The organism is Citrobacter sp. CtB7.12 (genome assembly GCF_001297795.1).
GTDB classification, from domain to species: domain Bacteria; phylum Pseudomonadota; class Gammaproteobacteria; order Enterobacterales; family Enterobacteriaceae; genus Citrobacter_A; species Citrobacter_A amalonaticus.
The window spans coordinates 118,969-144,478 of record NZ_LIFT01000008.1 but is presented as its reverse complement, the minus strand read 5'-3'; the positions used below and the strand labels follow the sequence as shown (position 1 = coordinate 144,478).

Here is a 25,510-nt window from a genome sequence, read left to right as displayed (position 1 = left end):
TGAATGTGCCTGATAAGCGCAGCGCCATCAGGCACATCGACAGCATTACTTGGTGATACGGCCCTGCGCGTCTTTCAGTGCTGCGTCAACGGTCTGACGACCGCTGGCGGCGTTGATGACCGCCGTACGAACCGCGTACCAGAACGCAGACATCTGTGGGATGTTCGGCATGATTTCGCCTTTCTGGGCGTTATCCATGGTGGCGGCGATACGTGGGTCTTTCGCTAATTGATCCTGATAGGATTTCAGCGCCACGGCGCCCAGCGGTTTGTCCTTGTTCACTTCTTCCAGACCCTGATCGGTCAGCAGGTAGTTTTCCAGGAACTCTTTTGCCAGTTCTTTATTCGGGCTGGCGGCGTTAATACCGGCACTCAGCACGCCGACGAACGGTTTAGACGGTTTGCCTTTGAAGGTTGGCAGCAGGGTGACGCCGTAGTTCACTTTGCTCTTATCGATGTTCGTCCATGCCCACGGACCGTTGATGGTCATCGCCGTATCGCCTTTGTTAAAGGCCGCTTCGGCGATGGAGTAGTCGGTGTCGGCGTTCATGTGTTTATTCTTGATGAGGTCAACCAGGAAGCCCAGACCCGCTTTCGCGCCTGCGCTGTCGACGCCCACGTCTTTCACGTCGTACGTGCCGTTTTCAAACTTGAATGCGTAACCGCCGTCGGCAGCAATCAGCGGCCAGGTGAAGTACGGCTCTTGCAGGTTGAACATCAGCGCGCTCTTACCTTTCGCCTTCAGCTCTTTATCCAGTGCCGGAATTTCTTCCCAGGTCTTCGGCGGGTTTGCCACCAGGTCTTTGTTGTAAATCAGCGACAGCGCTTCAACCGCGATCGGATAGGCGATCAGTTTGCCGTTGTAACGCACGGCATCCCAGGTGAACGGATAGAGTTTGTCCTGGAACGCTTTATCCGGCGTGATTTCAGCCAGCAGGCCAGACTGTGCGTAACCGCCAAAACGATCGTGCGCCCAGAAAATGATGTCCGGACCGTCACCGGTTGCCGCGACCTGCGGGAATTTCTCTTCCAGCTTGTCCGGGTGCTCGATGGTCACTTTGATACCGGTGTCTTTCTCGAATTTTTTACCCACTTCGGCCAGGCCGTTATAGCCTTTGTCGCCGTTAATCCAGATAACCAGTTTACCTTCTTCAATTTTGGCCAGAGCCGGTGCGGAAATCATCATTGCTGCGAGGGCGGACAATGCGAAAACGCGTGCGCCAGTCTTGATCTTCATATCTGCCATCCTTTTGGTGATGTGCTCGTGGTAAGACTTCAGTGGTTCAACGTGACTCAGTCTCCTTATTTGACATCCTCTTTCCATCCTCCTTACCCCTACGCCCCACCCGCTCTTTATGTGATCTGTGTTGCAGAAATATGAGTAATGCGTACTGGCGCACATAAAAACAGACTCATTTTTGCGGGGAACATCACGAAATTACGCGATGTCCCCCGGCCAGGGTCTCAGACTTCCTTCCCTCATCCTCCCGACTCCTCCCCCATAAAAAAGCTGGGGGGTGGAGGATTCACGCTCGCAGTGAATCCCGCATAGTCGGGCCATCATGAATGTTGCTGTCAATGACAGGTTGTAACGAAGGGAGAAGGCATGGCGAGCGTACAGCTGCGAAATGTAACGAAAGCCTGGGGTGATGTGGTGGTATCGAAAGATATCAATCTCGACATTCACGAAGGGGAATTCGTGGTGTTTGTTGGACCGTCAGGCTGCGGCAAATCGACCCTGCTCCGTATGATTGCCGGACTTGAAACGATTACCAGCGGAGACCTCTATATTGGGGAAACCCGCATGAACGATATCCCCCCTGCGGAACGTGGCGTCGGGATGGTCTTCCAGTCCTACGCGCTCTACCCCCATTTATCCGTTGCCGAAAATATGTCGTTTGGCCTGAAACTGGCGGGCGCGAAAAAAGAAGTAATGAATCAGCGTGTGAACCAGGTTGCCGAAGTGCTGCAACTGGCGCATCTGCTGGAGCGTAAACCGAAAGCCCTTTCTGGGGGACAGCGCCAGCGCGTGGCGATTGGCCGTACGTTGGTGGCGGAACCGCGTGTGTTCCTGCTCGATGAACCCCTCTCCAACCTTGATGCCGCGCTGCGCGTGCAGATGCGTATCGAAATCTCCCGTCTGCATAAACGCCTGGGTCGCACGATGATCTACGTCACCCACGATCAGGTCGAAGCGATGACGCTGGCCGACAAAATCGTGGTGCTGGATGCCGGTCGCGTCGCGCAGATTGGCAAGCCGCTGGAACTATATCACTACCCGGCAGACCGCTTCGTCGCAGGCTTTATTGGTTCACCGAAGATGAACTTCCTGCCGGTGAAAGTCACCGCAACCGCCATCGACCAGGTGCAAGTGGAACTGCCGAACCGTCAGCACGTCTGGCTACCGGTCGACAGCCGTGATGTGCAGGTCGGCGTAAATATGTCGTTAGGTATTCGTCCGGAGCATCTGCTGCCCAGTGATATCGCCGATGTCACGCTGGAAGGCGAGGTTCAGGTCGTCGAACAGCTTGGTCACGAAACACAGATTCATATTCAGATCCCCGCCATTCGTCAAAACCTGGTGTACCGCCAGAACGACGTGGTGTTGGTAGAAGAGGGCGCCACATTCGCTATTGGCCTGCCGCCAGAGCGTTGTCATCTGTTCCGTGAAGATGGCACCGCATGTCGTCGGTTGCATAAAGAGCCCGGTGTTTAAGGTGTCCCATTAAAAAAAAGCGCAAAACCCTACGGTGAAGCGTGCAAAGAAAAGCAATGATCTCAGGAGATAGAATGATGATTACTCTGCGCAAACTCCCCCTGGCGGTTGCCGTCGCAGCAGGCATTATGTCTGTTCAGGCAATGGCAGTGGATTTCCATGGTTATGCTCGTTCCGGTATCGGCTGGACGGGTAGTGGCGGCGAACAACAATGTTTCCAGGCAACCGGTGCTCAAAGTAAATACCGTCTTGGCAACGAATGTGAAACGTACGCGGAACTTAAACTGGGCCAGGAAGTCTGGAAAGAGGGCGATAAGAGCTTCTATTTTGACACCAACGTTGCCTACTCCGTGGCACAGCAGAATGACTGGGAAGCCACCGACCCGGCATTCCGTGAAGCGAACGTACAGGGTAAAAACCTGATCGACTGGCTGCCTGGCTCCACCATCTGGGCAGGTAAGCGCTTCTATCAGCGTCATGACGTTCACATGATCGACTTCTACTACTGGGATATTTCAGGTCCTGGCGCCGGTATCGAAAATATCGATCTGGGCTTCGGTAAACTGTCTCTGGCCGCCACCCGTTCTCAGGAAGCCGGCGGCTCTTACATCTTCAGCAGCAATGATATCTATGACCGTTACAAAGACACGGCGAACGACGTTTTCGACGTGCGTTTAGCCGGTCTGGAAACGAACCCGGACGGCGTGCTGGAACTGGGTGTTGACTACGGTCGTGCGAACAAAACTGACGGTTACAGCTATGCCGACGGTGCCACTAAAGACGGCTGGATGTTCACCGCTGAACACACGCAAAGCATGCTGAAAGGCTACAACAAGTTTGTCGTTCAGTACGCTACCGACGCAATGACGACTCAGGGTAAAGGGATCCCGCAGGGCTCCTTCACGGGTAACAACTACAACCCAGATACGGAAATTGGCGTCGTTAACAACGAAATCAACAACAACGGTAGTCTGGTGCGTATCCTCGACCACGGTGCTATCTCTCTGGGCGACCGTTGGGACCTGATGTACGTCGGTATGTATCAGGATATCGACCGTGACGATAACAACGGTTCAACCTGGTACACCGTCGGTGTGCGTCCGATGTTCAAATGGACACCGATCATGAGCACCCTGATGGAAATCGGCTACGACAACGTGAAGTCTCAGCGTACCGACGACACCAACAACCAGTACAAAATTACCCTGGCGCAACAGTGGCAGGCTGGCGACAGCATCTGGTCCCGCCCGGCTATCCGTGTCTTCGCGACCTACGCGAAGTGGGATGAGAAATGGGGTTACGACAACGGCATTGCCTACAGCGATACCAGCGCGCGCACCTACAGCCGTGGCGACAACGATGAGTGGTCCTTCGGTGCTCAGATGGAAATCTGGTGGTAATCCGGCACTAACCTGACGTAGCGAGGGGCGTAAGCCCCTCTGTTTCTCGCGGTTTAGCGCGCTATTGCCTGGCCACCGCTGAACCCACGCTTTCTGAGGTGATAACAATGAAAATGAAGAAAAGTCTCGTCGCCCTTTGTTTATCCGCAGGGTTAGTTGCCAGTGCGCCGGGCATCAGCCTGGCTGACGTGAATTACGTTCCACAGAATACCAGCGCCGCACCGACGATTCCGACGGCGGCACTCCAGCAGTTAACCTGGACGCCGGTTGACCAGTCCAACACGCAAACCACACAGCTTTCGACCGGCGGTCAGCGTCTTGATGTCGCGGGCATCTCCGGTCCGGTTGCCGCTTACAGCGTACCGGCGAACATCGGGGAGCTAAACATAACGCTCACCAGCGAAGTGAACAAACAAACCAGTGTCTTCGCGCCCAACGTCCTGATTCTCGATCAGAACATGACGCCTTCTGCGTTCTTCCCCAGCAGCTATTTCACCTACCAGGAACCGGGCGTGATGAGCGCGGATCGTCTGGAAGGGGTGATGCGCCTGACGCCAGCGCTGGGCCAGCAGAAGCTTTATGTTCTGGTCTTTACGACCGAGAAAGATCTTCAGCAGACCACCAAACTGCTCGATCCAGCGAAAGCCTACGCCAAAGGCGTGGGTAACTCGGTGCCGGATATTCCGGATCCGATTGCCCGTCATACCACCGACGGTCTGCTGAAGCTGAAAGTGAAAACCAGCAGCAGTTCCAGCGTGCTGGTGGGGCCATTGTTTGGTTCTTCCGGCCCGGGTCCGGTGACGGTAGGCAATACCGCCGCACCTGCACCGACCTATGCTGCATCTGCTGCCGCGCCGGTGGTTGCACCTGCGCCCGCGAAGAAAAGCGAGCCGATGTTGAACGACACCGAAAGCTACTTTAACAAAGCGATTAAAGACGCCGTCGCGAAAGGTGACGTTGATAAAGCGCTGAAACTGCTTGATGAAGCTGAACGTCTGGGATCAACTTCTGCCCGTTCCACCTTTATCAGCAGTGTAAAAGGCAAGGGGTAATTTCTCCCCACATTGCTGATTTGCAACAACTGGTGCGTCAACTGGCGCACCTTTTTTTAGCATTTCCTGCGACTTGTTACGTTTCTGTTGCGTAACAGATCACTTAATTATGTTTCCATCTTCCGTAAGCGCTTTTCTGCGATACAATGCCTTTCAGTTATGAAACGGAGAGTCAGGCATGTCACACCCCGCGTTAACGCAACTGCGTGCGCTGCGCTATTTTGAAGAGATTCCCGCCCTGGATCCAGAACAGCTCGACTGGCTGCTACTGGAAGATTCCATGACAAAACGTTTTGAACAACAGGGAAAACGGGTCACGGTGACCCTGATCAGGGAGGGATTTGTCGGTCAAAATGAGGTGGTGGAAGAGCTGACGCGACTGCCAAAAGAATCCCGCTACTGGCTGCGTGAAATCCTGCTCTGTGCCGATGATGAACCCTGGCTGGCTGGACGCACCGTGGTGCCTGAATCCACGCTGTCCGGCCCCGAACTGGCCTTACAACACTTAGGCAAAACCCCGCTGGGGCGTTATCTGTTTACATCATCGACGTTGACCCGAGATTTTATTGAGATTGGTTGTGATGCCGGGCTGTGGGGACGTCGTTCCCGCCTGCGACTGAGCGGTAAGCCGCTAATGCTGACCGAACTGTTTTTACCTGCATCGCCGTTGTACTAAGAGGAAAATAAAATGGAGTGGAGTCTGACGCAAAATAAGCTGCTGGCGTTTCACCGCTTGATGCGTACGGATAAGCCCATCGGCGCCTTACTGCTGCTCTGGCCGACGCTGTGGGCTCTGTGGGTAGCGACCCCTGGCGTCCCTCAAGGGTGGATCCTGGCGGTGTTTGTCGCCGGGGTCTGGCTGATGCGTGCCGCCGGATGCGTGGTTAATGACTATGCCGATCGAAAATTTGACGGACACGTAAAACGCACGGCGAACCGCCCATTACCTAGCGGCGCAGTGACGGAGAAAGAGGCCCGGACGCTGTTTGTGGTGCTGGTACTGCTCGCTTTTCTGTTGGTATTAACGCTCAACACCATGACCATATTGCTGTCGGTTGCAGCACTGGCGCTGGCGTGGGTCTATCCGTTTATGAAGCGCTACACCCACCTGCCGCAGGTGGTGCTGGGGGCGGCGTTTGGCTGGTCGATCCCGATGGCCTTCGCGGCGGTGAGTGAGTCGGTACCCTTGAGCTGCTGGCTGATGTTCCTGGCCAATATCTTGTGGGCGGTGGCCTACGACACGCAGTACGCGATGGTTGACCGCGATGACGATCTGAAAATCGGCATTAAATCGACGGCCATTCTGTTTGGCGAACATGACAAGCTGATTATCGGTATCTTGCAGGTGGCGGTGCTGGCGCTGATGGCGCTGATTGGCTGGCTGAACGGTCTGGGGCTGGGTTATTACTGGTCTGTGCTGGTCGCGGGCGCGCTGTTTGTTTATCAACAGAAACTGATTGCCAACCGCGAACGCGAGGCCTGCTTTAAAGCATTCATGAACAATAACTACGTCGGGCTGGTGTTGTTTATCGGTCTGGCAATGAGCTACTGGCACTTATAAAGCATCTTGCCCGCTGGCGCTGCGCTTATCGGGCCTACCAAACCGTAAGCCGATGTAGGCCGGATCAGGCGGAACGCCGCCATCCGGCAATCTAACATAAAAAAGCCGGTCATCTTGACCGGCTTTTTCTTTACTCGCTCTGCGTCGCGCTCTCGATGGTGAGGCGTACATCCGACGTGATGAGTTCCGCCAACATCTGATACACCTTCATCGTTTCGCCCGGCTCCGCATCGCCGGTATCGCTGATGTAACCCTCGTCACGCAGGGTCAGCACCAGTGAGCTGAACACCGCCTTGTCGAAGAATTCCGGCGCGTTAATACCGTGCAGCACGGACAGACGCTGCGCCACGGTGCGGCTTTCTTTCTCCAGCGTCCCGCGGTTGATCGACGGGTTAGCGCTCAGCAGCCAGAAGGTGATGGCATAACGCTGCAGCGTTTCGCGCGCACCCGCGGCCAGCAGTTGCAGCGTACGGGAATGAGCCGGATTGATATGCAGTTCATCATCCTGAACGGTAATCAGCCCCTGACGCTGCATTTCAGCCGTCAGCGCGTCAATCACGTCTGCCAGCTCATCGCGCTCCCAGCGCAGGAACAGCTCGGCTTTCAGCATCGGGTAGAGCACGTCAACGTGTTGCAGCAACGCTTCGCGGGAAATATGACGATGCTGGGTGACGATCGCCGCCATCAGTGACGGTAGCACCAGCATATGCGCGATGTTATTGCGATAGTAGGTCATCAGCACCGCCTGCTCGCGCGGCAGAATGATGATATCGCCAATGGTATCCTTCTCGACTTCGAATTTGTTCATCTGCAACGCGTGATCGATAAGATCGCTGGCGTTGACAGACGGCACGGTCGAATCAGAGGAATACGGCACGTTGCGCATCAGATCCAGGTAACAGTTGAGCTGCTCGGTCAATTGTTCGCGGGTCAGCGAACGCTGGCGAGACGCTAATAGCGCGGTGCAGCACAGGTTCATGGCGTTCGCCGCACCCGCATTGTTAATACGCACCATCAGCTCCGCCGCAATCCCGTTTACCGTCGGCGTCAGCCAGGCTGGACGCACGGCTTCGATCGGATCGATAGACTCGCGCCACTCCGGCACGTGGTGATTCAGGTAGGTCATCAATGGCATTGGCTCGCCAAAGTTGACGTAGCCCTGACCGAGATTACGCAGCTTGCTCAGGCCACGCAGCATCTGCGGCAGGCTCTCTTTCTCTTTGGTCGCGCCGCGCAGCTCTTTGGCATAGGTTCCCACTTCCATCACGTGCTCGTAACCGATGTAAATCGGCACCAGAGTGATCGGACGGGTGCCGCCGCGCAGCATCGCCTGGATGGTCATCGACAGCGTGCCGGTTTTTGGGTCCAGCAAACGGCCGGTACGGGAACGACCACCTTCGACAAAGTATTCAACCGAGTAGCCGCGGCTGAACAGTTCGCCCAGATACTCACGGAAAACCGTGGAATAGAGCTTATTGCCCTTAAAGGTACGACGAATAAAGAACGCGCCCAGGCGGCGGAAGATCGGGCCTGCCGGCCAGAAGTTCAGGTTGATACCTGCAGCGATGTGCGGCGGCACCAGCCCCTGGTGATAGAGCACGTAGGAGAGCAGCAGGTAGTCCATGTGGCTGCGGTGGCAGGGAACATAAACAATTTCGTGCCCGTCGTGCGCCAGTTGGCGAACGCGTTCTGCGTTGTGAACGTTAATCCCCTGATACAGCCGGTTCCAGGTGAAGCCCAGAATACGGTCGGTCAGGCGAATCATCTCGTAAGAGAAGTTGGCGGCGATCTCTTCCATCAGCGCAATGGCGTTTTGCTGCGCCTTTTCATGGGAGATTTTCTTGCTGCGCGCTTCGTCTTCTACCGCGCGGGCAATCGCTTTGGAGGCCAGCAGCTTGTTGAAGAGATCCTGACGCGCAGGTAAACGCGGCCCCACCGCGGCAAGGCGCTGACGGGCGAAGTGCATACGCGCCACGCGAGCCAGTTTCTGCGCAATGGTTTTATCCGTGCCGTGCTCATCGGCCATTCGGCGCAGAGAGACGGAAGGCGAGAAGCGGACAAAGCTGTCGCGGCCAAGCCAGGAGACGGCAAAGAATTTCTGAATGCCGTTAAGCATGCGCAGCGGCGGGTTAACCTCGCCCTTTTCACGACCCGGAGAACGTCCAAACATCACCGACACCGGCACCATTTGCACATCCAGATCCGGATTGCTGCGATGCAGGTCGAGATAGTTATGGAACAGCTTGATGGATTCTTCTTTCGGCGTGTAATAGGTGAAGACACGCGGTCCGCCGTGAATGAACACATAGCGCGGCAACTGTGTGCCATCGATCTCCAGCGGTTCTAACGGGTCGGGGAGATCGTGCGCCAGACATTGCGCGCGCAGCGTCAGCAAGTCTGCTTTGGAGTTGTACGGTAAAACGTACATAATTGGGCGAGAGGTATCGAGTCCCAATTCCGGGGCAGGATCTGCCGGAATAGACTTGCTTTTTACCAGTACACTTAATGGTAAATTCAGGATTTTGTAGTAAATTCGTGGCCAGCCGGACATAAACGATGTAAAGCCTCTGGTTAATAATGCAATTGCGTTGCAAGGATATCAGAAAGTCATGTGAATTTCTGGTCTATCCCGTCATACTTCGCGCCGCGTTGCCCTAACTCGAATTACATGAGTTAACAAGACAATGTCATTGACGCCAATAATGCAAAAAGGTTCTTTTAATGGCTAATAATACCACTGGATTCACCCGAATTATCAAAGCTGCAGGCTATTCCTGGAAAGGTTTTCGCGCCGCGTGGATTAACGAGGCCGCGTTCCGTCAGGAAAGCGTGGCGGCGCTGCTGGCCGTGGCTATCGCCTGCTGGCTGGACGTGGATGCCATTACGCGCGTTCTGCTGATAGGCTCTGTCATGCTGGTCATGATTGTTGAAATCCTGAACAGCGCCATTGAGGCGGTAGTGGACCGTATCGGCTCTGATTATCACGAACTTTCTGGTCGCGCAAAAGATATGGGGTCGGCGGCGGTACTGCTTTCTATCATTGTGGCGCTGATCACCTGGGGACTCCTGTTGTGGCCACATTTTCGCTAACGTTTTTCGACCCTGATTCCATAACCGGCTAAATCTGCTGTCGAATGTGTAGTTTGTGGTTCCAAAATCACCTTTAGCTGTATATACTCACAGCATAACTGTATATACACCCAGGGGGCGGAATGAAAGCGTTAACGGCCAGGCAACAAGAGGTGTTTGATCTCATTCGGGATCACATCAGCCAGACAGGTATGCCACCGACGCGTGCGGAGATCGCACAGCGTTTGGGGTTCCGTTCCCCAAACGCGGCTGAAGAACACCTGAAGGCGCTGGCACGTAAAGGGGCGATTGAAATCGTCTCCGGTGCTTCTCGCGGCATTCGACTGCTGCAGGAAGAAGAGGAAGGGTTACCGCTCATCGGTCGCGTTGCGGCGGGCGAGCCGCTGCTGGCGCAGCAGCACATTGAAGGCCATTATCAGGTCGATCCGTCTTTGTTTAAGCCGAACGCCGATTTCCTGCTGCGCGTCAGCGGAATGTCGATGAAAGACATCGGCATTATGGATGGCGATCTGCTGGCGGTACACAAAACCCAGGACGTGCGTAACGGTCAGGTGGTTGTAGCGCGTATCGACGATGAAGTGACGGTCAAGCGCCTAAAAAAACAGGGCAATAAAGTTGAACTGCTGCCCGAAAACAGCGAATTTAAACCAATCCTGGTTGACCTTCGCGAACAGAATTTTACCATCGAAGGACTGGCCGTTGGCGTCATCCGTAATGGTGAATGGCTGTAGTACTCCTGTAGGCCGGATAAGGCGTTTACGTCGTTATCCGGCACTCTCACCACTCTCGTTATGACCTCTTCTCAGGCTCGTCTCCATGCCTTTTTTTGCTTCTGCTGACAAAGCACTCTGGCGCCTCGCCTTACCGATGATTTTCTCCAATATCACCGTTCCGCTGCTGGGACTGGTGGATACGGCGGTCATTGGTCACCTGGACAGCCCCGTCTATCTCGGCGGTGTGGCAGTAGGCGCAACCGCAACCAGCTTTCTGTTTATGCTACTGCTCTTCTTACGGATGAGCACTACCGGGCTGACGGCGCAGGCATTCGGCGCGAAAAATCCTCAGGCGCTGGCGAGGGCTCTGGTGCAACCTCTGATCCTGGCTTTGGGCGCAGGGACATTGATTGCTATCTTCCGCACGCCGATTATCGACCTGGCGCTACACATTGTTGGCGGCAGCGAAGCGGTGCTGGAACAGGCGAGGCGATTCCTGGCCATTCGCTGGCTGAGCGCGCCGGCGTCACTGGCGAATCTGGTTCTGCTCGGTTGGTTACTGGGCGTGCAATACGCGCGTGCGCCGGTGATCCTGCTGATTGTCGGCAATATCCTGAACATTGTGCTCGACCTCTGGCTGGTAATGGGGCTGCATATGAACGTGCAGGGGGCCGCACTGGCGACGGTGATTGCGGAATATGCGACGTTGCTGATCGGTTTGTTGATGGTGCGTAAGGTCTTGCACTTGCGGGGCGTCTCTCTCGTCATGCTCAGGCAGGCCTGGCGCGGAAACTTTCGTCGCCTTCTGGCGCTTAATCGCGACATCATGCTGCGTTCGCTGCTGCTGCAACTCTGTTTTGGTGCCATTACCGTGCTGGGGGCCAGACTGGGTAGCGATATCATCGCCGTTAACGCCGTGTTGATGACGTTGCTGACGTTTACGGCCTATGCGCTGGATGGCTTTGCCTACGCCGTGGAGGCGCATTCCGGTCAGGCCTATGGCGCCCGCGATGGCAGTCAGTTGCTGGAGGTCTGGCGCGCGGCGTGCCGTCAGTCAGGTATTGTCGCACTGCTGTTCTCAGTGGTTTATCTGCTCGCGGGCGAACAGATCGTCGCGCTGCTGACATCACTTCCGCAAATCCAGCAACTGGCCGATCGCTATCTGCTCTGGCAAGTGATTTTGCCGTTGGTCGGCGTCTGGTGCTATCTGCTGGATGGTATGTTTATCGGTGCAACGCGGGCGGCTGAAATGCGTAACAGTATGGCGGTCGCGGCTGCCGGGTTTGCGCTGACCCTGCTGGCGCTCCCCGTATTGGGGAATCACAGTTTGTGGCTGGCGCTGGCGGTTTTCCTGGCGCTGCGCGGACTGTCATTAGCCTGGATCTGGCGGCGCCACTGGCGGAATGGGACCTGGTTTTCGGCTTCGTGATGGTTAAAGATTCTGAATAGTGAATTGAACCCAGAATCTCTGACTACACTTAATCTCACGTCCAGCAGAAAACGAACGCAGTTGGGCGGTTTACTCTCACTATTCACAGCCTAATAAAGAGGACTTTATGATGAATAAAGACGAAGCCGGCGGTAACTGGAAACAATTTAAAGGTAAAGTGAAAGAGCAGTGGGGCAAACTGACCGATGACGATATGACAGTCATTGAAGGTAAGCGTGATCAACTGGTCGGTAAGATTCAGGAACGTTATGGTTACGAGAAAGACCAGGCGGAGAAAGAGGTCGATAGCTGGGAAAAACGCAACGACTATCGCTGGTAAGCTACCCTCATACCCGTGAGTACATGGATGTAAGCCCCTCTGTTTGCTTCGGGCGGCATAGCATGCCGCCCACTTCCTTAACGGGGTTTCTTTTTAACCTGAATCGAATGATCGTGCTGACACTCGCCAGGGTGACGGCAGGCTTCCACTTCCACGCAGGCTGAGCATAATCCGTGTGCTTCAATCACATTGTGGCGCAGGGCAAACCCCATCTTCGCCGCCAGCGTATGCATAATGTCTTCCACGCCCTCCGCACACTCTTCTTTCACCGCACCACAGCGGTCGCAGATAAACATCGCGGAAGTATGAGTTGGCTGATCGAACAGGTAACACAGCACGTAGCTGTTGGTGGATTCAACCTTATGCACAAACCCTTGTTCAAGCAGAAAATCAAGTGCGCGATAAACCGTTGGCGGCTTGGCCTGCGGTTCTGATTCTCGCAGCAGGTCGAGCAGATCGTAAGCGCTAATTGCGCCTTCCTGAAGGCTCATCAGACGCAACACCTCGAGGCGCTGTGGGGTCAGGCGCACATTGCGTTGCGCGCACAGTTTTTCAGCTTGCGCCAGCAACTCTTGCGTTGTGGTCTTTTCCATTGGGCACCTCGGATCGCGTGAAGTAAGAAAACCCTCACTTTATCATGTTATGGGAGAAACGCCGAGATCCAGGCCGGCACGATAAATCGCCTGCTAATCTTTCCCTGTTTCGCATTCTCTTCTATACATATTGATGTCTGCCACATAATAAAAACATTCCAGCAAGTTCTGCATGGAGCGAATAGCGTCATCTTCACCCATTTTATCACAGCAATAGTCCTACTCAGCCGCGTTGATACTGGCTGAGGCATTATTTCACCTGCAAATAAAATAGGTTTACTGTGAATAAAAATTTTAATTTTTCGGTGGTGGCAATTGCGGTCTCGTTCCTGGTTTCCCAACAGGCGAACGCGGCGAATACCTGGGCGGAAGCGCGTAACGACGCGATGGGCGGAACGGGAGTGGCGTCGGCAAATTATGGTAGCGGGGTTCTCATTAACCCGGCGTTGCTGGCGAAAGCGAAGCCTGAAGACAGCGTTACCGTGATTCTTCCGGCGGTCGGTGCACAAATCACCGACAAAGATAATCTTCAGGATGAAATTGATGAGATCAGCGACAAAATCGATTACTACGATGAGGTGGTTGATAATCTGACGCCGCAGGAAGTTTTGCTCAACCCGCGCGGCGTGTTGAATCAGTTTCAGGGCGCGGCACGCGATCTTGCCGATGAACTCGAATACCTGAAAGGGAAAACGGCACGCGCCAATGCAGGGGCGGGACTGGCGGTGAGCATTCCCAATGAGACGCTTTCCCTGGCTTTCGTGGCGAAGGGCTATGCGCATGGACGGGTCAGTTCATCCATTGATCAGGATGATATTGACTATCTGCGCCGGATTGAGGGCAGCGATACCTATGCGCTCGTTGAAGCCGGGAAGGCGGCGATTGAAGGCTCAGATGAGATAACCAAACACCTCAACTCGACGGCATCGGGACGCGCGGCAATTGTTTCAGATTATGGTATCGCCGTTGCCCGACAGTTTACGTTCGGCGATGTGCCGGTGTCGATTGGCGTTACGCCAAAACTGCAAAAAACCTGGCTCTACAATTACACCACCTCTATCTATAACTACGACAGCAGCGACTGGAACAGTAGTCGTTATCGTAATGATGACACTGGTTTTAACGTCGACGCCGGGATTGCGGCGGACTTTGGTGAACACTGGACGGTGGGGATAAGCGGGCAGAACCTCATTTCACGCGATCTGGATACCAAATCGATCACTATCACCCACGGCATGACGGGTGAAACGCGAAACTACAAAGACACGTACCAGATTCGCCCGCTGGTCACCGCCGGTGTGTCGTGGCAAAACGAGCTGCTGACGCTGAGTGCAGACGGTGATTTGACCGAAACCAAAGGTTTCAAAAGCGAGGAAAACTCACAGTATGTCGGTGTTGGTGCTGAAGTCCGGCCGCTCGACTGGCTGGCCGTGCGTGCCGGTTATCGTGCTGACGTGAAAGATAACGACAGCAACGTCTTTACCGGCGGCGTCGGGTTTGCCCCGTTCAACCGCGTACATCTTGACTTGATGGGACTGTATGGCGAGGACGAAACCTGGGGCGCAGGCGCGCAGGTCAGCGTGACGTTCTGATGGGGATAACCGGAGACATTACGTCTCCGGTTTTGCCTGTGCTATAGTAGCGCCCCCAATTTACAGGATGCTCAAAAAAACACCATGTCACCAGAATCACAATCTGCCTTTCCCGCTCACCGTTTTTCCATCGCGCCTATGCTCGACTGGACGGACAGACACTGCCGCTACTTCCTGCGCTTATTGTCTCGCCAGACGCTGCTCTATACCGAGATGGTGACGACGGGGGCGATTATTCATGGCAAAGGAGATTATCTGGCATACAGCGAAGAAGAGCATCCGGTCGCTCTGCAGCTAGGCGGCAGCGAGCCGGCAGCGTTGGCGCACTGCGCGAAGCTGGCTGAAGCGCGCGGCTACGACGAGATCAACCTCAACGTCGGCTGTCCGTCCGATCGTGTACAAAATGGCATGTTTGGCGCCTGTCTGATGGGCAATGCACAATTGGTGGCAGACTGCGTGAAGGCGATGCGTGACGTGGTGTCGATTCCGGTGACCGTCAAAACCCGCATTGGTATTGACGATCAGGATAGCTATGAATTTCTTTGCGATTTTATCAATACGGTGTCTGGCCGCGGTGAGTGCGAGATGTTCATCATCCACGCCCGTAAGGCCTGGCTCTCCGGGTTAAGTCCGAAGGAAAACCGTGAAATCCCGCCGCTGGATTATCCGCGTGTATATCAACTGAAACGCGATTTCCCGCAGCTGACGATGTCCATTAATGGCGGCATTACGTCGCTGGAACAGGCGAAGGCGCATCTTGAACATATGGACGGCGTGATGGTCGGGCGCGAAGCCTATCAGAACCCTGGCATTCTGGCCGCTGTCGATCGCGAAATATTTGGCTCCTCAACTGCTGATGCCGATCCGGTTACGGTGGTGCGGGCCATGTATCCTTATATCGAACGTGAACTGAGCAAGGGCACGTATCTTGGTCATATTACGCGCCACATGCTGGGGCTGTTTCAGGGGATCCCGGGGGCGCGCCAGTGGCGTCGCTACCTGAGCGAAAACGCCCATAAAGCCGGTGCCGATGTTAATGTGCTGGAGCATGCGCTGAAGCTGGTGGCCGATAAGCGTTAGATTTTCACTAAAAAGTAGTCAATTTCACCACGCCCTGCAAAGTTTTGCGGGGCGTTTTGCTGAAAAATCAAGAAATTAAGCTTGGCATGATTTTTGTAATGGTCTGGGCAGGAATTCATTATGGGAGAGCATCATGCTGGAACTACTTTTTGTGCTTGGCTTCTTTATCATGCTGATGGTCACCGGCGTCTCGCTATTGGGCATTCTGGCCGCGCTGGTTGTTGCCGCCTTCGTGATGTTCCTTGGCGGCATGTTTGCACTGATGATCAAACTCTTGCCGTGGCTGCTGTTGGCTGTTGCGGTGGTGTGGGTGATTAAAGCGATTAAGTCGCCAAAAATCCCACAATATCAGCGCAATAACCGTTGGCGTTACTAAAGATGTGAGGGATGCGTCACAACCTGTAACTTTGGCGTCAGAACCAAATAGGAATTGACTACCAAATCTGTCAGTATTGCGCGACTAACGGATTCATCGAGCTGTACCCTACATACAGCCGAACTAAAAAAGAAAGGGCTTCCCAATGGGAAGCCCAATTTCTTTCAGGAGCAAGGGAATCAAGGGATCAGCAAACTCGAACCCTGCGTTGCCCGACTCTCCAGCACTTCATGCGCGCGCCGTGCCTCTTTCAGTGGATATTTCTGACGGTCTGGCACATCCACTTTGATCACGCCGCTGGCGATCAGCGAAAACAGTTCGTTACTGGCTTCGGTCAACTCTTCCGCGTTGGTGATGTAGCCCTGAAGAGAAGGGCGCGTGGCGTATAGCGAACCTTTCTGATTCAGAATCCCCAGGTTCACGCCGGTCACCGGGCCTGACGCGTTGCCAAAACTGACCATCAGCCCCCGACGCTGCAGACAGTCCAGTGAGGCTTCCCAGGTATCCTTACCGACCGAGTCATATACCACGCGGACTTTTTTGCCGCCGGTTATCTCTTTAACCCGCTCGACAATGTTCTCTTCGCGATAGTTAATCACCTGCCATGCGCCGGCATCCAGCGCTCGCTGCGCCTTTTGCGCGCTGCCGACGGTGCCAATCAGTTTCGCGCCCAGCGCTTTCGCCCACTGACAGGCAATCAGCCCTACGCCGCCAGCGGCCGCATGGAACAGGAACGGTTCGTCGGGCTTGATTTCGTAAGTTTTGCGCAGCAGATAAAAAACGGTTAGTCCCTTCAGGAAAGAAGCGGCAGCCTGCTCGTAAGAGATGGCGTCAGGCAGGATAGCGGCTTTATCGGCCGGTACGTTGTGGACCGAACTGTAGGCGCCGAGTGCGGACTGCGCATACACCACGCGATCGCCTGCTTTAATATGACGGACGTCGCTGCCGACTTTGCTGACGACGCCCGCTGCTTCGGTCCCTAAACCGCTGGGCAGCGCGGGGGGCGGATAGAGCCCACTGCGGATATAGGTATCAATAAAGTTAATGCCGATCGCTTTGTTTTCGACCTGGATTTCGTTCGCTGCGGGATCGGCAGGGGTAAAGTCCACGGCCTGAAGCACGTCAGGGCCACCATGCTTGTGAAATTCAATTCGTGTTGCCATGATTTCTCCAGTATCATCGGAAGATTAGCGTCAACTCACTTTTATCTCGGTAACTCCATTCACTATGGCAGGAAATAAACCCTTCAACAAACAACAGACTGATGTCCGTGATCGCGACCCACAGGTTGCCGGACTGAAAGTACCGCCGCACTCGATTGAAGCGGAACAGTCGGTGTTGGGCGGTTTAATGCTGGATAACGAGCGCTGGGACGATGTCGCCGAGCGCGTGGTAGCGGAAGATTTTTATACCCGTCCACATCGTCACATCTTCACAGAAATGGGGCGGTTGCAGGAAACCGGCAGTCCGATAGACCTGATTACGCTTGCGGAATCGCTGGAGCGACAAGGGCAACTGGACAGCGTCGGCGGTTTTGCGTATCTGGCTGAACTCTCCAAAAATACGCCAAGTGCCGCGAACATCAGCGCCTATGCGGATATTGTTCGCGAACGTGCGGTGGTGCGCGACATGATTGCCGTCGCCCATGAAATTGCGGATGCGGGTTTTGATCCGCAGGGGCGCACCAGTGAGGATCTCCTCGATCTCGCCGAGTCCCGCGTCTTTAAAATCGCGGAAAGCCGCGCCAATAAAGACGAAGGCCCGAAAAACATTGCCGATGTGCTCGACGCGACCGTTGCGCGTATCGAACAACTGTTCCAGCAACCGCACGACGGGGTGACGGGGGTTAACACCGGCTATGACGATCTCAACAAAAAGACCGCAGGCCTGCAGCCTTCGGATCTGATAATCGTCGCGGCGCGTCCGTCAATGGGTAAAACCACATTTGCGATGAACCTCGTCGAAAATGCGGCGATGTTGCAGGATAAACCGGTTCTTATCTTCAGTCTTGAGATGCCCTCTGAACAGATTATGATGCGTTCTCTGGCCTCGCTGTCCCGCGTGGATCAGACCCGTATTCGTACCGGCCAACTGGACGATGAGGACTGGGCGCGCATTTCCGGCACGATGGGCATTCTGCTGGAAAAACGTAACATCTATATTGATGACTCCTCCGGTCTGACGCCAACGGAAGTGCGCTCCCGCGCGCGCCGTATCGCTCGCGAACATGGCGGTATCGGGCTGATTATGATCGACTACCTGCAATTGATGCGCGTGCCGTCGCTGTCCGACAACCGTACGCTGGAGATTGCTGAAATTTCCCGCTCGCTGAAAGCGCTGGCAAAAGAACTGCATGTGCCGGTCGTGGCGCTGTCGCAGCTTAACCGCTCGCTGGAACAACGTGCTGATAAGCGCCCGGTCAACTCCGACCTGCGTGAATCCGGCTCCATTGAACAGGATGCCGACTTGATCATGTTTATCTATCGTGACGAGGTTTATCACGAGAACAGCGACCTGAAAGGGATTGCGGAAATCATCATTGGTAAGCAGCGTAACGGCCCCATCGGGACGGTGCGACTGACCTTTAACGGACAATGGTCGCGCTTCGATAATTATGCGGGACCGCAGTACGACGACGAGTAAATCCTCGTCATCCTTTGTGCCGCAGCGGCGTTGACCGTCTTGCTGTGACGCAAATGATTGAGAAGATTATTTCTTTATTAAGGCAAGGAATGACAATGCAAGCGGCAACTGTAGTTATTAACCGCCGCGCTCTGCGACACAACCTGCAACGTCTGCGTGAACTGGCGCCTGCCAGCAAGCTGGTTGCGGTCGTGAAAGCGAACGCTTACGGACACGGTCTGTTAGAGACCGCGCGAACGCTCCCCGATGCTGACGCTTTTGGTGTGGCGCGTCTCGAAGAAGCTTTACGTCTGCGAGCAGGGGGGATCACGCAACCCATCCTGCTGCTGGAAGGCTTTTTTGAGGCATCCGATCTGCCCACCATTTCCGCACAACACCTGCATACGGCGGTCCATAACCAGGAACAACTGGCCGCGCTGGAAGCCGCCGAACTGGATGAACCGGTGACCGTGTGGATGAAACTCGACACCGGCATGCATCGTCTGGGCGTGCTTCCTGAAGAAGCGGACGCCTTCTGGCAGCGCCTGACGCAATGTAAAAACGTGCGCCAACCAGTTAATATCGTCAGCCATTTTGCCCGTGCGGACGAGCCGGAATGTGGAGCGACCGAACGGCAGCTTGATGTGTTCAATACCTTTTGTGAAGGCAAAGCGGGTCAACGCTCGATTGCCGCCTCCGGCGGGATTTTACTCTGGCCGCAGTCGCATTTTGACTGGGTTCGTCCTGGCATTATTCTCTACGGCGTGTCGCCGCTGGAAAACCAGTCCACAGGGGCCGATTTTGGCTGCCAGCCGGTCATGTCGCTGACTTCCAGCCTGATTGCCGTGCGCGAGCATAAAGCGGGCGAGCCGGTAGGCTATGGCGGAACATGGATCAGCGAACGTGATACACGTCTTGGCGTCGTGGCGATGGGCTATGGCGATGGTTATCCGCGCGCTGCGCCATCCGGTACGCCGGTGTTGGTGAACGGTCGCGAAGTACCGATTGTGGGTCGCGTAGCGATGGACATGATTTGCGTTGATCTCGGGCCGCAGGCGACAGACCTGGCCGGTGACCCGGTGATTTTATGGGGAGAGGGACTCCCGGTGGAACGCATTGCGGCGATGACTAAAGTCAGTGCTTACGAGCTGATTACCCGCCTGACTTCACGGGTGGCAATGAAGTATATCGATTAAGCGGGCGTGTGGAGTGCCGGATGGCGGTGTAAACGCCTTATCCGGCAATATTCCCACCAGGCGCTCGATCTTCCTCTCCATCCGGTTTATTGTGTCTTAACCCCTGCCTGTAAACCTGGAGAACCATCGCGTGTTTCAAAAAGTTGACGCCTACGCCGGCGACCCGATTCTGTCGCTCATGGAGCGGTTCAAAGAAGATCCGCGTAGTGACAAAGTGAATCTGAGTATCGGTCTGTATTACAACGAAGACGGGATTATCCCGCAGTTGAAAGCGGTGGCGGAAGCCGAAGCGCGTCTTAACGCGCAGCCGCACGGCGCTTCGCTGTATCTGCCGATGGAAGGGTTGAATACCTATCGTCATACTATCGCGCCATTGCTGTTTGGGGCTGATCATCCGGTTCTCCAGCAGCAGCGTGTGGCGACGATCCAGACATTGGGCGGCTCTGGCGCGCTGAAAGTGGGTGCCGATTTCCTCAAGCGCTATTTCCCGGATTCCGGCGTGTGGGTCAGCGATCCGACGTGGGAAAACCATATCGCGATTTTTGAAGGGGCTGGATTTACCGTCAGCACCTATCCCTGGTACGACAATGCCACCAACGGCGTGCGTTTCAACGATCTGCTGGAGACCCTGAAAACGCTGCCTGCGCGCAGTATCGTCCTGTTGCATCCTTGCTGCCATAACCCGACGGGTGCGGATTTAACGCACGCGCAATGGGATGCGGTGATTGAGATCCTGAAAGCGGGCGATCTGATCCCGTTCCTCGACATTGCTTATCAGGGCTTTGGCGCTGGTATGGATGATGATGCTTATGCTATTCGCGCGATTGCCAGCGCCGGGCTGCCTGCTCTGGTGAGCAACTCATTCTCGAAAATCTTCTCTCTGTACGGCGAGCGTGTCGGTGGGCTTTCTGTCGTCTGTGAAGATGCCTCCACCGCAGGCCGCGTACTGGGGCAACTGAAGGCGACCGTACGTCGTAATTACTCCAGCCCGCCGAACTTTGGGGCGCAGGTGGTCGCGACGGTGCTCGGCGATGACGCGCTGAAAGCCAGTTGGCTGGCGGAAGTTGAGGCAATGCGAACCCGTATTCTGGCCATGCGTCAGGAGCTGGTGAACGTGCTAACCGCCACCATTCCGGGCCGTAATTTCGACTATTTGCTGCAACAGCGCGGCATGTTCAGCTACACCGGGCTAAGCGCGGCTCAGGTCGATCGCCTGCGCGACGAGTTTGGCGTCTATCTGATCGCCAGCGGGCGTATGTGCGTGGCCGGTCTGAACGTGGCGAATGTGCAGCGTGTAGCGAAGGCCTTTGCTGCGGTCATGTAATTCCTCTCAGGCCGGTTGAACCGGCCTTTTCCTTCTATATGTGATCCTCCTCTTTTTCCAGGGTTAAACCGCAGAAAATCCTTCCTTTCATCTGCCGCTGGGGTTATGGTCAGAGAGTTTGTCGAATAGTCGTACTAATAAAATCATAACTAAATGACTTCAAAGGGAAAAATATGCGAAAGATCACACTGGCGTTGAGCGCCATCTGCTTACTTTTCACGTTGAACCATCCTGCCAGCGCGCTGGCTTCTTCACCTTCCCCATTAAATCCCGGTACTAACGTTGCGAAACTCGCGGAACAAGCTCCTGTTCACTGGGTTTCCGTGGCGCAGATCGAAAACACGCTGACCGGTCGTCCGCCAATGGCCGTCGGTTTTGATATTGATGATACTGTGCTGTTTTCCAGTCCTGGTTTCTGGCGTGGAAAGAAAACCTGGTCCCCGGACAGCGAGGCGTATCTGAAGAACCCGGCATTCTGGGAGAAAATGAACAACGGCTGGGATGAGTTCAGTATTCCAAAAGAGGTCGCGCGTCAGTTGATCGACATGCACGTCCGTCGTGGCGACAGCATCTTTTTTATCACCGGTCGTTCGCCGACCAAAACCGAGACCGTATCGAAAACGCTGGCAGATAACTTCCACATTCCGGCGGCAAATATGAATCCGGTGATTTTTGCCGGAGACAAGCCGGGTCAGAACACCAAAACGCAGTGGCTGCAGGATAAAAATATCCGCATGTTCTATGGCGACTCGGATAACGACATTACCGCCGCGCGTGATGCGGGCATCCGTGGGATCCGTATTCTGCGCGCCTCAAACTCGACCTACAGACCGTTGCCGCAGGCTGGTGCGTATGGTGAAGAGGTGATCGTAAATTCGGAGTATTAACCGGCGGCTGAGCGTCTGCTGTTTTTTTAAACAAAATTGATCTGCCAGCTTTTACCTTTTGCTGTCTTGCTGCACACTGAATAGATGACATTTCAGTGGAGTATTACGCTTGCGAGGGGATTAACGATGACCAATTCGGAGTTACTGCAATACTGCATGGCGAAAATCGGCGCGGAGCAGAGTGTGCACAGTGACTGGAAAGCCACACAAATCAAAGTTGAAGATGTGCTCTTTGCCATGGTGAAAGAGGTGGAAGGTCGCCCGGCGGTATCTCTGAAAACCAGCCCCGAACTGGCGGAATTGTTACGCCAGCAGCACAGTGATGTGCGTCCGAGCCGACATCTCAATAAGGCACACTGGAGCACCGTCTACCTCGACGGCTCGCTGCCGGATTCACAAATTTATTATCTGGTGGATGCTTCGTACCAACAGGCGGTGAATACGCTGCCGGAAGAGAAACGCAAGCTGCTGGTACAGCCGTAAAAAACGCCGTTCAGTGTGAAAGATGAACGGCGTTTTGTCTTTTACAGCATCGGTTTCAGGAAGCGGGCCGTGTGTGAGGCTTCACATTCCGCCACGGTTTCCGGCGTACCGGAGACGAGGATTTCCCCACCGCCGCTACCGCCTTCTGGACCGAGATCCACGATCCAGTCCGCCGTTTTGATGACGTCCAGGTTGTGCTCAATCACTACGATGGTATTGCCCTGATCGCGTAACTGATGGAGCACGTCCAGCAATTGTTGGATATCGGCAAAATGCAGACCCGTAGTCGGTTCATCCAGAATATAGAGCGTCTGGCCGGTGCCGCGTTTCGACAGTTCGCGCGCCAGCTTCACACGCTGGGCTTCACCGCCGGAGAGCGTTGTCGCCGACTGGCCGAGACGAATGTAGGTCAAACCGACATCCATCAGGGTTTGCAGCTTACGTGCCAGCGCCGGGACGGCATCAAAGAATTCACGTGCTTCTTCGATAGTCATATCCAGCACTTCGTGGATGGTTTTGCCCTTGTACTTAATCTCCAGCGTTTCGCGGTTATAGCGCTTGCCTTTGCACTGGTCGCACGGCACGTAAATATCTGGCAGGAAGTGCATTTCGACTTTAATTACGCCATCGCCCTGACAGGCTTCGCAACGCCCGCCGCGAACGTTAAAACTGAAACGCCCCGGCGTATAGCCGCGTGAACGTGATTCCGGTACGCCAGCAAACAGCTCACGTACTGGCGTAAACACGCCCGTGTACGTTGCCGGGTTGGAACGCGGTGTGCGTCCAATCGGGCTCTGATCGATGTCGATGACCTTATCGAAATGTTCCAGCCCCTGCACATCGCGGTACGGCGCCGGTTCGGCGATCGTCGCACCGTTCAACTGGCGCTGTGCAATCGGGAACAGCGTATCGTTAATCAGGGTCGACTTACCGGAACCGGACACGCCGGTGATGCAGGTGAACAGGCCGACCGGCAGCGTTAACGTCACGTCTTTCAGGTTGTTGCCGCGCGCGCCGGTCAGTTTCAGCACTTTCTCCGGGTTTGCGGGAACGCGCTGTTTCGGCACTTCAATCTTGCGTTTGCCGCTCATGTACTGGCCGGTCAGGGACTCCGGCACCGCCATAATCGCTTCCAGCGGACCTTCGGCAACCACTTCGCCGCCGTGGACGCCGGCACCCGGACCGATATCAATCACGTGGTCGGCGGCGCGAATCGCATCTTCATCGTGCTCCACCACAATTACGGTATTGCCGAGATTGCGCAGGTGGATCAGCGTCCCCAGCAGACGTTCGTTATCGCGCTGGTGAAGGCCGATGGACGGCTCATCCAGCACGTACATCACGCCGACCAGACCGGCGCCAATCTGACTTGCCAGTCGAATACGCTGGGCTTCGCCGCCGGAGAGCGTTTCCGCAGAACGGGACAGCGTCAGATAGTTGAGGCCAACGTTGACCAGGAACTTGAGGCGGTCGCCAATCTCTTTGAGGATTTTCTCTGCAATCTTCGCCCGCTGACCGGCGAGTTTGAGATTGTTGAAGAAGTCCATCGCATGTCCGATGCTCATGTCGGAAATGGTCGGTAGCGGTGTATTTTCAACGAAGACGTGGCGCGCTTCGCGCTTAAGACGGGTTCCTTCACAACTGGCGCACGGACGGTTGCTGATGAACTTGGCTAACTCTTCACGAACGGCGCTGGATTCCGTCTCTTTATAGCGGCGTTCCATGTTGTGCAGTACGCCTTCAAACGGATGGCGACGCACGGAGGTATCGCCACGATCGTTCATGTATTTGAATTCAATACTCTCTTTACCAGAACCGTACAGCACCACTTTGTGTACGTTTGCGCTCAGGCTGGCCCACGGGGCTTCAACGTCAAACTTGTAGTGTTCTGCCAGCGATTTCAGCATCTGGAAGTAATAGAAGTTCCGGCGATCCCAACCGCGAATGGCCCCGCCCGCTAGCGACAGCTCAGGGTTCTGGATCACGCGATCGGGGTCGAAATATTGCTGTACGCCGAGCCCATCGCAGGTCGGGCAGGCGCCCGCCGGGTTGTTAAAGGAGAACAGGCGCGGTTCCAGTTCGCGCATGCTGTAACCGCAGATTGGGCAGGCGAAGTTGGCGGAAAAGAGCAGTTCTTCTGCTTTTTCGTCGTCCATATCGGCAACCACCGCCGTCCCGCCGGACAGCTCCAGCGCGGTCTCAAACGACTCTGCCAGACGGGTGCTGAGATCGTCACGCACTTTGAAACGATCGATCACCACCTCAATAGTGTGTTTCTTCTGCAGTTCCAGCTTCGGCGGATCGGAAAGGTCACACACTTCGCCATCAATACGGGCGCGGATATAACCCTGGCTTGCCAGATTTTCCAGCGTTTTGGTGTGCTCGCCCTTGCGCTCTTTAATCACCGGTGCCAGCAGCATCAGGCGTTTGCCTTCCGGCTGCGACAGGACGTTATCCACCATCTGACTGACGGTCTGCGCCGCCAGCGGGACATCGTGATCCGGACAGCGCGGTTCGCCAACGCGGGCAAACAGCAGACGCAAATAGTCGTGGATTTCGGTAATGGTGCCGACCGTCGAGCGCGGGTTATGGGACGTCGATTTCTGTTCAATTGAGATGGCGGGCGACAGCCCCTCAATGTGGTCGACATCCGGTTTTTCCATCAGCGACAGAAACTGACGCGCATAGGCGGAAAGGGATTCAACGTAACGACGCTGCCCTTCGGCATACAAGGTGTCGAAAGCGAGCGAGGATTTGCCTGACCCCGACAGCCCGGTCACGACAATCAGTTTGTCGCGGGGGATGACGAGGTTGATGTTTTTGAGATTATGGGTGCGGGCGCCCCGAACTTCGATCTTATCCATTCACCTTTCCCGGATTAAACGCTTTTTTGCCTGGCGCAGCAGGGTGCCGCCGGCGATCACAAACGGTTAATTATGACACAATAAAGCCTGAATGAATATACAGTATTGGAATGCAAAACGCAGAGTCTTGTGTAACAATGTCCGGCTGAGGTTGTTTCGCGGAATCCGCGTCGCAACATAGTAAATTCGCTAT

At 55.1% G+C, this 25,510-nt stretch carries 22 protein-coding genes; 17 read left to right on the top strand and 5 right to left on the bottom strand.

Translation table 11 applies throughout. The annotated features are described in order from the left end of the window. Nucleotides 1–45 precede the first annotated feature (45 nt). Complete coding sequence (gene malE / locus AOY24_RS12545; protein WP_042999028.1) at nt 46–1,236, bottom strand: maltose/maltodextrin ABC transporter substrate-binding protein MalE; 1,191 nt, start codon at nt 1,234–1,236, stop codon at nt 46–48. A gap of 369 nt (nt 1,237–1,605) precedes the next feature. On the opposite strand from malE, the gene malK reads away from it, so the two are divergent. From malK to ubiA, 5 genes are all read left to right on the top strand, one after another. Continuing rightward, a complete protein-coding gene (malK, locus tag AOY24_RS12540; protein ID WP_042321056.1) occupies nt 1,606–2,715 on the top strand; it encodes a maltose/maltodextrin ABC transporter ATP-binding protein MalK in 1,110 nt (369 codons plus the stop codon). Nucleotides 2,716–2,789: 74 nt separating this feature from the next. Beyond that, nucleotides 2,790–4,115: a maltoporin gene (locus AOY24_RS12535; protein ID WP_042999029.1), complete on the top strand. Its 1,326-nt coding sequence runs from the start codon at nt 2,790–2,792 to the stop codon at nt 4,113–4,115. A 107-nt stretch (nt 4,116–4,222) separates the two neighbouring features. Further along, a complete protein-coding gene (malM, locus tag AOY24_RS12530; RefSeq protein WP_054176728.1) occupies nt 4,223–5,167 on the top strand; it encodes a maltose operon protein MalM in 945 nt (314 codons plus the stop codon). A 178-nt stretch (nt 5,168–5,345) separates the two neighbouring features. Further along, nucleotides 5,346–5,843: a chorismate lyase gene (gene ubiC, locus AOY24_RS12525; protein WP_042999031.1), complete on the top strand. Its 498-nt coding sequence runs from the start codon at nt 5,346–5,348 to the stop codon at nt 5,841–5,843. Nucleotides 5,844–5,855: 12 nt separating this feature from the next. Beyond that, nucleotides 5,856–6,728: a 4-hydroxybenzoate octaprenyltransferase gene (gene ubiA / locus AOY24_RS12520; protein ID WP_044253361.1), complete on the top strand. Its 873-nt coding sequence runs from the start codon at nt 5,856–5,858 to the stop codon at nt 6,726–6,728. A 130-nt stretch (nt 6,729–6,858) separates the two neighbouring features. Here ubiA and plsB read toward each other — a convergent pair whose 3' ends face one another. Beyond that, entirely contained in the window at nt 6,859–9,279 is a 2,421-nt protein-coding gene (plsB, locus tag AOY24_RS12515) for a glycerol-3-phosphate 1-O-acyltransferase PlsB (protein ID WP_042999033.1), read from the bottom strand. A 170-nt stretch (nt 9,280–9,449) separates the two neighbouring features. Between plsB and AOY24_RS12510 the strand changes: the two genes are divergently transcribed. The 4 genes from AOY24_RS12510 (at nt 9,450) to AOY24_RS12495 (ending at nt 12,300) form a co-directional block, all read left to right on the top strand. Continuing rightward, nucleotides 9,450–9,818: a diacylglycerol kinase gene (locus tag AOY24_RS12510; protein WP_042999034.1), complete on the top strand. Its 369-nt coding sequence runs from the start codon at nt 9,450–9,452 to the stop codon at nt 9,816–9,818. 122 nt (nt 9,819–9,940) lie between these two features. Continuing rightward, nucleotides 9,941–10,549 (top strand): transcriptional repressor LexA, encoded by a 609-nt coding sequence (gene lexA, locus AOY24_RS12505; RefSeq protein WP_042321072.1) that lies wholly within the window; start codon nt 9,941–9,943, stop codon nt 10,547–10,549. An 85-nt stretch (nt 10,550–10,634) separates the two neighbouring features. After that, nucleotides 10,635–11,960 carry an MATE family efflux transporter DinF gene (gene dinF, locus AOY24_RS12500; protein WP_054176727.1) on the top strand — a complete coding sequence of 442 codons (1,326 nt, stop codon included), beginning with the start codon at nt 10,635–10,637 and terminating at the stop codon, nt 11,958–11,960. Between the two features lie 130 nt (nt 11,961–12,090). Next, a complete protein-coding gene (locus tag AOY24_RS12495; RefSeq protein ID WP_043001802.1) occupies nt 12,091–12,300 on the top strand; it encodes a CsbD family protein in 210 nt (69 codons plus the stop codon). 77 nt (nt 12,301–12,377) lie between these two features. On the opposite strand, the gene zur is transcribed toward AOY24_RS12495, so the two are convergent. Continuing rightward, a complete protein-coding gene (zur, locus tag AOY24_RS12490; protein ID WP_042321076.1) occupies nt 12,378–12,893 on the bottom strand; it encodes a zinc uptake transcriptional repressor Zur in 516 nt (171 codons plus the stop codon). A gap of 281 nt (nt 12,894–13,174) precedes the next feature. On the opposite strand from zur, the gene traF reads away from it, so the two are divergent. From traF to pspG, 3 genes are all read left to right on the top strand, one after another. Beyond that, nucleotides 13,175–14,485 carry a conjugal transfer protein TraF gene (traF, locus tag AOY24_RS12485; protein WP_054176726.1) on the top strand — a complete coding sequence of 437 codons (1,311 nt, stop codon included), beginning with the start codon at nt 13,175–13,177 and terminating at the stop codon, nt 14,483–14,485. An 84-nt stretch (nt 14,486–14,569) separates the two neighbouring features. Then, a complete protein-coding gene (gene dusA / locus AOY24_RS12480) occupies nt 14,570–15,565 on the top strand; it encodes a tRNA dihydrouridine(20/20a) synthase DusA (protein ID WP_044264121.1) in 996 nt (331 codons plus the stop codon). Between the two features lie 133 nt (nt 15,566–15,698). Next, nucleotides 15,699–15,941: an envelope stress response protein PspG gene (pspG, locus tag AOY24_RS12475; protein WP_044257370.1), complete on the top strand. Its 243-nt coding sequence runs from the start codon at nt 15,699–15,701 to the stop codon at nt 15,939–15,941. Nucleotides 15,942–16,120: 179 nt separating this feature from the next. Here the strand turns inward: pspG and AOY24_RS12470 are convergent, their stop codons facing one another. Next, nucleotides 16,121–17,104, bottom strand: a complete 984-nt coding sequence (locus tag AOY24_RS12470) for a quinone oxidoreductase (RefSeq protein WP_054176725.1) — start codon at nt 17,102–17,104, stop codon at nt 16,121–16,123. Nucleotides 17,105–17,168: 64 nt separating this feature from the next. On the opposite strand from AOY24_RS12470, the gene dnaB reads away from it, so the two are divergent. From dnaB to AOY24_RS12445, 5 genes are all read left to right on the top strand, one after another. Next, the gene (dnaB, locus tag AOY24_RS12465; RefSeq protein WP_042321088.1) at nt 17,169–18,584 is read left to right on the top strand and encodes a replicative DNA helicase; all 1,416 of its coding nucleotides are present in this window, start codon (nt 17,169–17,171) and stop codon (nt 18,582–18,584) included. Nucleotides 18,585–18,679: 95 nt separating this feature from the next. Next, a complete protein-coding gene (alr, locus tag AOY24_RS12460) occupies nt 18,680–19,759 on the top strand; it encodes an alanine racemase (RefSeq protein WP_054176724.1) in 1,080 nt (359 codons plus the stop codon). Between the two features lie 130 nt (nt 19,760–19,889). Beyond that, nucleotides 19,890–21,083, top strand: coding sequence for an aromatic amino acid transaminase (gene tyrB / locus AOY24_RS12455; protein ID WP_054176723.1), 1,194 nt, complete (start codon nt 19,890–19,892; stop codon nt 21,081–21,083). A 173-nt stretch (nt 21,084–21,256) separates the two neighbouring features. After that, nucleotides 21,257–21,970, top strand: coding sequence for an acid phosphatase AphA (gene aphA, locus AOY24_RS12450; protein WP_042999042.1), 714 nt, complete (start codon nt 21,257–21,259; stop codon nt 21,968–21,970). 126 nt (nt 21,971–22,096) lie between these two features. Next, nucleotides 22,097–22,453: an MmcQ/YjbR family DNA-binding protein gene (locus tag AOY24_RS12445; RefSeq protein ID WP_042999043.1), complete on the top strand. Its 357-nt coding sequence runs from the start codon at nt 22,097–22,099 to the stop codon at nt 22,451–22,453. A gap of 41 nt (nt 22,454–22,494) precedes the next feature. On the opposite strand, the gene uvrA is transcribed toward AOY24_RS12445, so the two are convergent. Beyond that, on the bottom strand, nt 22,495–25,317 hold the full coding sequence (gene uvrA / locus AOY24_RS12440) for an excinuclease ABC subunit UvrA (RefSeq protein ID WP_042999044.1): 2,823 nt from the start codon (nt 25,315–25,317) through the stop codon (nt 22,495–22,497). Between the last annotated feature and the right edge of the window lie 193 nt (nt 25,318–25,510).

Excerpts from the sequence above, each read along its gene's own strand:
- malE (WP_042999028.1), bottom strand. The coding sequence starts at position 1,236 with ATGAAGATCAAGACTGGCGCACGCGTTTTCGCATTGTCCGCCCTCGCA.
- malK (WP_042321056.1), top strand. The coding sequence starts at position 1,606 with ATGGCGAGCGTACAGCTGCGAAATGTAACGAAAGCCTGGGGTGATGTG.
- AOY24_RS12535 (WP_042999029.1), top strand. The coding sequence starts at position 2,790 with ATGATGATTACTCTGCGCAAACTCCCCCTGGCGGTTGCCGTCGCAGCA.
- malM (WP_054176728.1), top strand. The coding sequence starts at position 4,223 with ATGAAAATGAAGAAAAGTCTCGTCGCCCTTTGTTTATCCGCAGGGTTA.
- ubiC (WP_042999031.1), top strand. The coding sequence starts at position 5,346 with ATGTCACACCCCGCGTTAACGCAACTGCGTGCGCTGCGCTATTTTGAA.
- ubiA (WP_044253361.1), top strand. The coding sequence starts at position 5,856 with ATGGAGTGGAGTCTGACGCAAAATAAGCTGCTGGCGTTTCACCGCTTG.
- plsB (WP_042999033.1), bottom strand. The coding sequence starts at position 9,279 with ATGTCCGGCTGGCCACGAATTTACTACAAAATCCTGAATTTACCATTA.
- AOY24_RS12510 (WP_042999034.1), top strand. The coding sequence starts at position 9,450 with ATGGCTAATAATACCACTGGATTCACCCGAATTATCAAAGCTGCAGGC.
- lexA (WP_042321072.1), top strand. The coding sequence starts at position 9,941 with ATGAAAGCGTTAACGGCCAGGCAACAAGAGGTGTTTGATCTCATTCGG.
- dinF (WP_054176727.1), top strand. The coding sequence starts at position 10,635 with ATGCCTTTTTTTGCTTCTGCTGACAAAGCACTCTGGCGCCTCGCCTTA.
- AOY24_RS12495 (WP_043001802.1), top strand. The coding sequence starts at position 12,091 with ATGAATAAAGACGAAGCCGGCGGTAACTGGAAACAATTTAAAGGTAAA.
- zur (WP_042321076.1), bottom strand. The coding sequence starts at position 12,893 with ATGGAAAAGACCACAACGCAAGAGTTGCTGGCGCAAGCTGAAAAACTG.
- dusA (WP_044264121.1), top strand. The coding sequence starts at position 14,570 with ATGTCACCAGAATCACAATCTGCCTTTCCCGCTCACCGTTTTTCCATC.
- pspG (WP_044257370.1), top strand. The coding sequence starts at position 15,699 with ATGCTGGAACTACTTTTTGTGCTTGGCTTCTTTATCATGCTGATGGTC.
- AOY24_RS12470 (WP_054176725.1), bottom strand. The coding sequence starts at position 17,104 with ATGGCAACACGAATTGAATTTCACAAGCATGGTGGCCCTGACGTGCTT.
- dnaB (WP_042321088.1), top strand. The coding sequence starts at position 17,169 with ATGGCAGGAAATAAACCCTTCAACAAACAACAGACTGATGTCCGTGAT.
- alr (WP_054176724.1), top strand. The coding sequence starts at position 18,680 with ATGCAAGCGGCAACTGTAGTTATTAACCGCCGCGCTCTGCGACACAAC.
- aphA (WP_042999042.1), top strand. The coding sequence starts at position 21,257 with ATGCGAAAGATCACACTGGCGTTGAGCGCCATCTGCTTACTTTTCACG.
- AOY24_RS12445 (WP_042999043.1), top strand. The coding sequence starts at position 22,097 with ATGACCAATTCGGAGTTACTGCAATACTGCATGGCGAAAATCGGCGCG.
- uvrA (WP_042999044.1), bottom strand. The coding sequence starts at position 25,317 with ATGGATAAGATCGAAGTTCGGGGCGCCCGCACCCATAATCTCAAAAAC.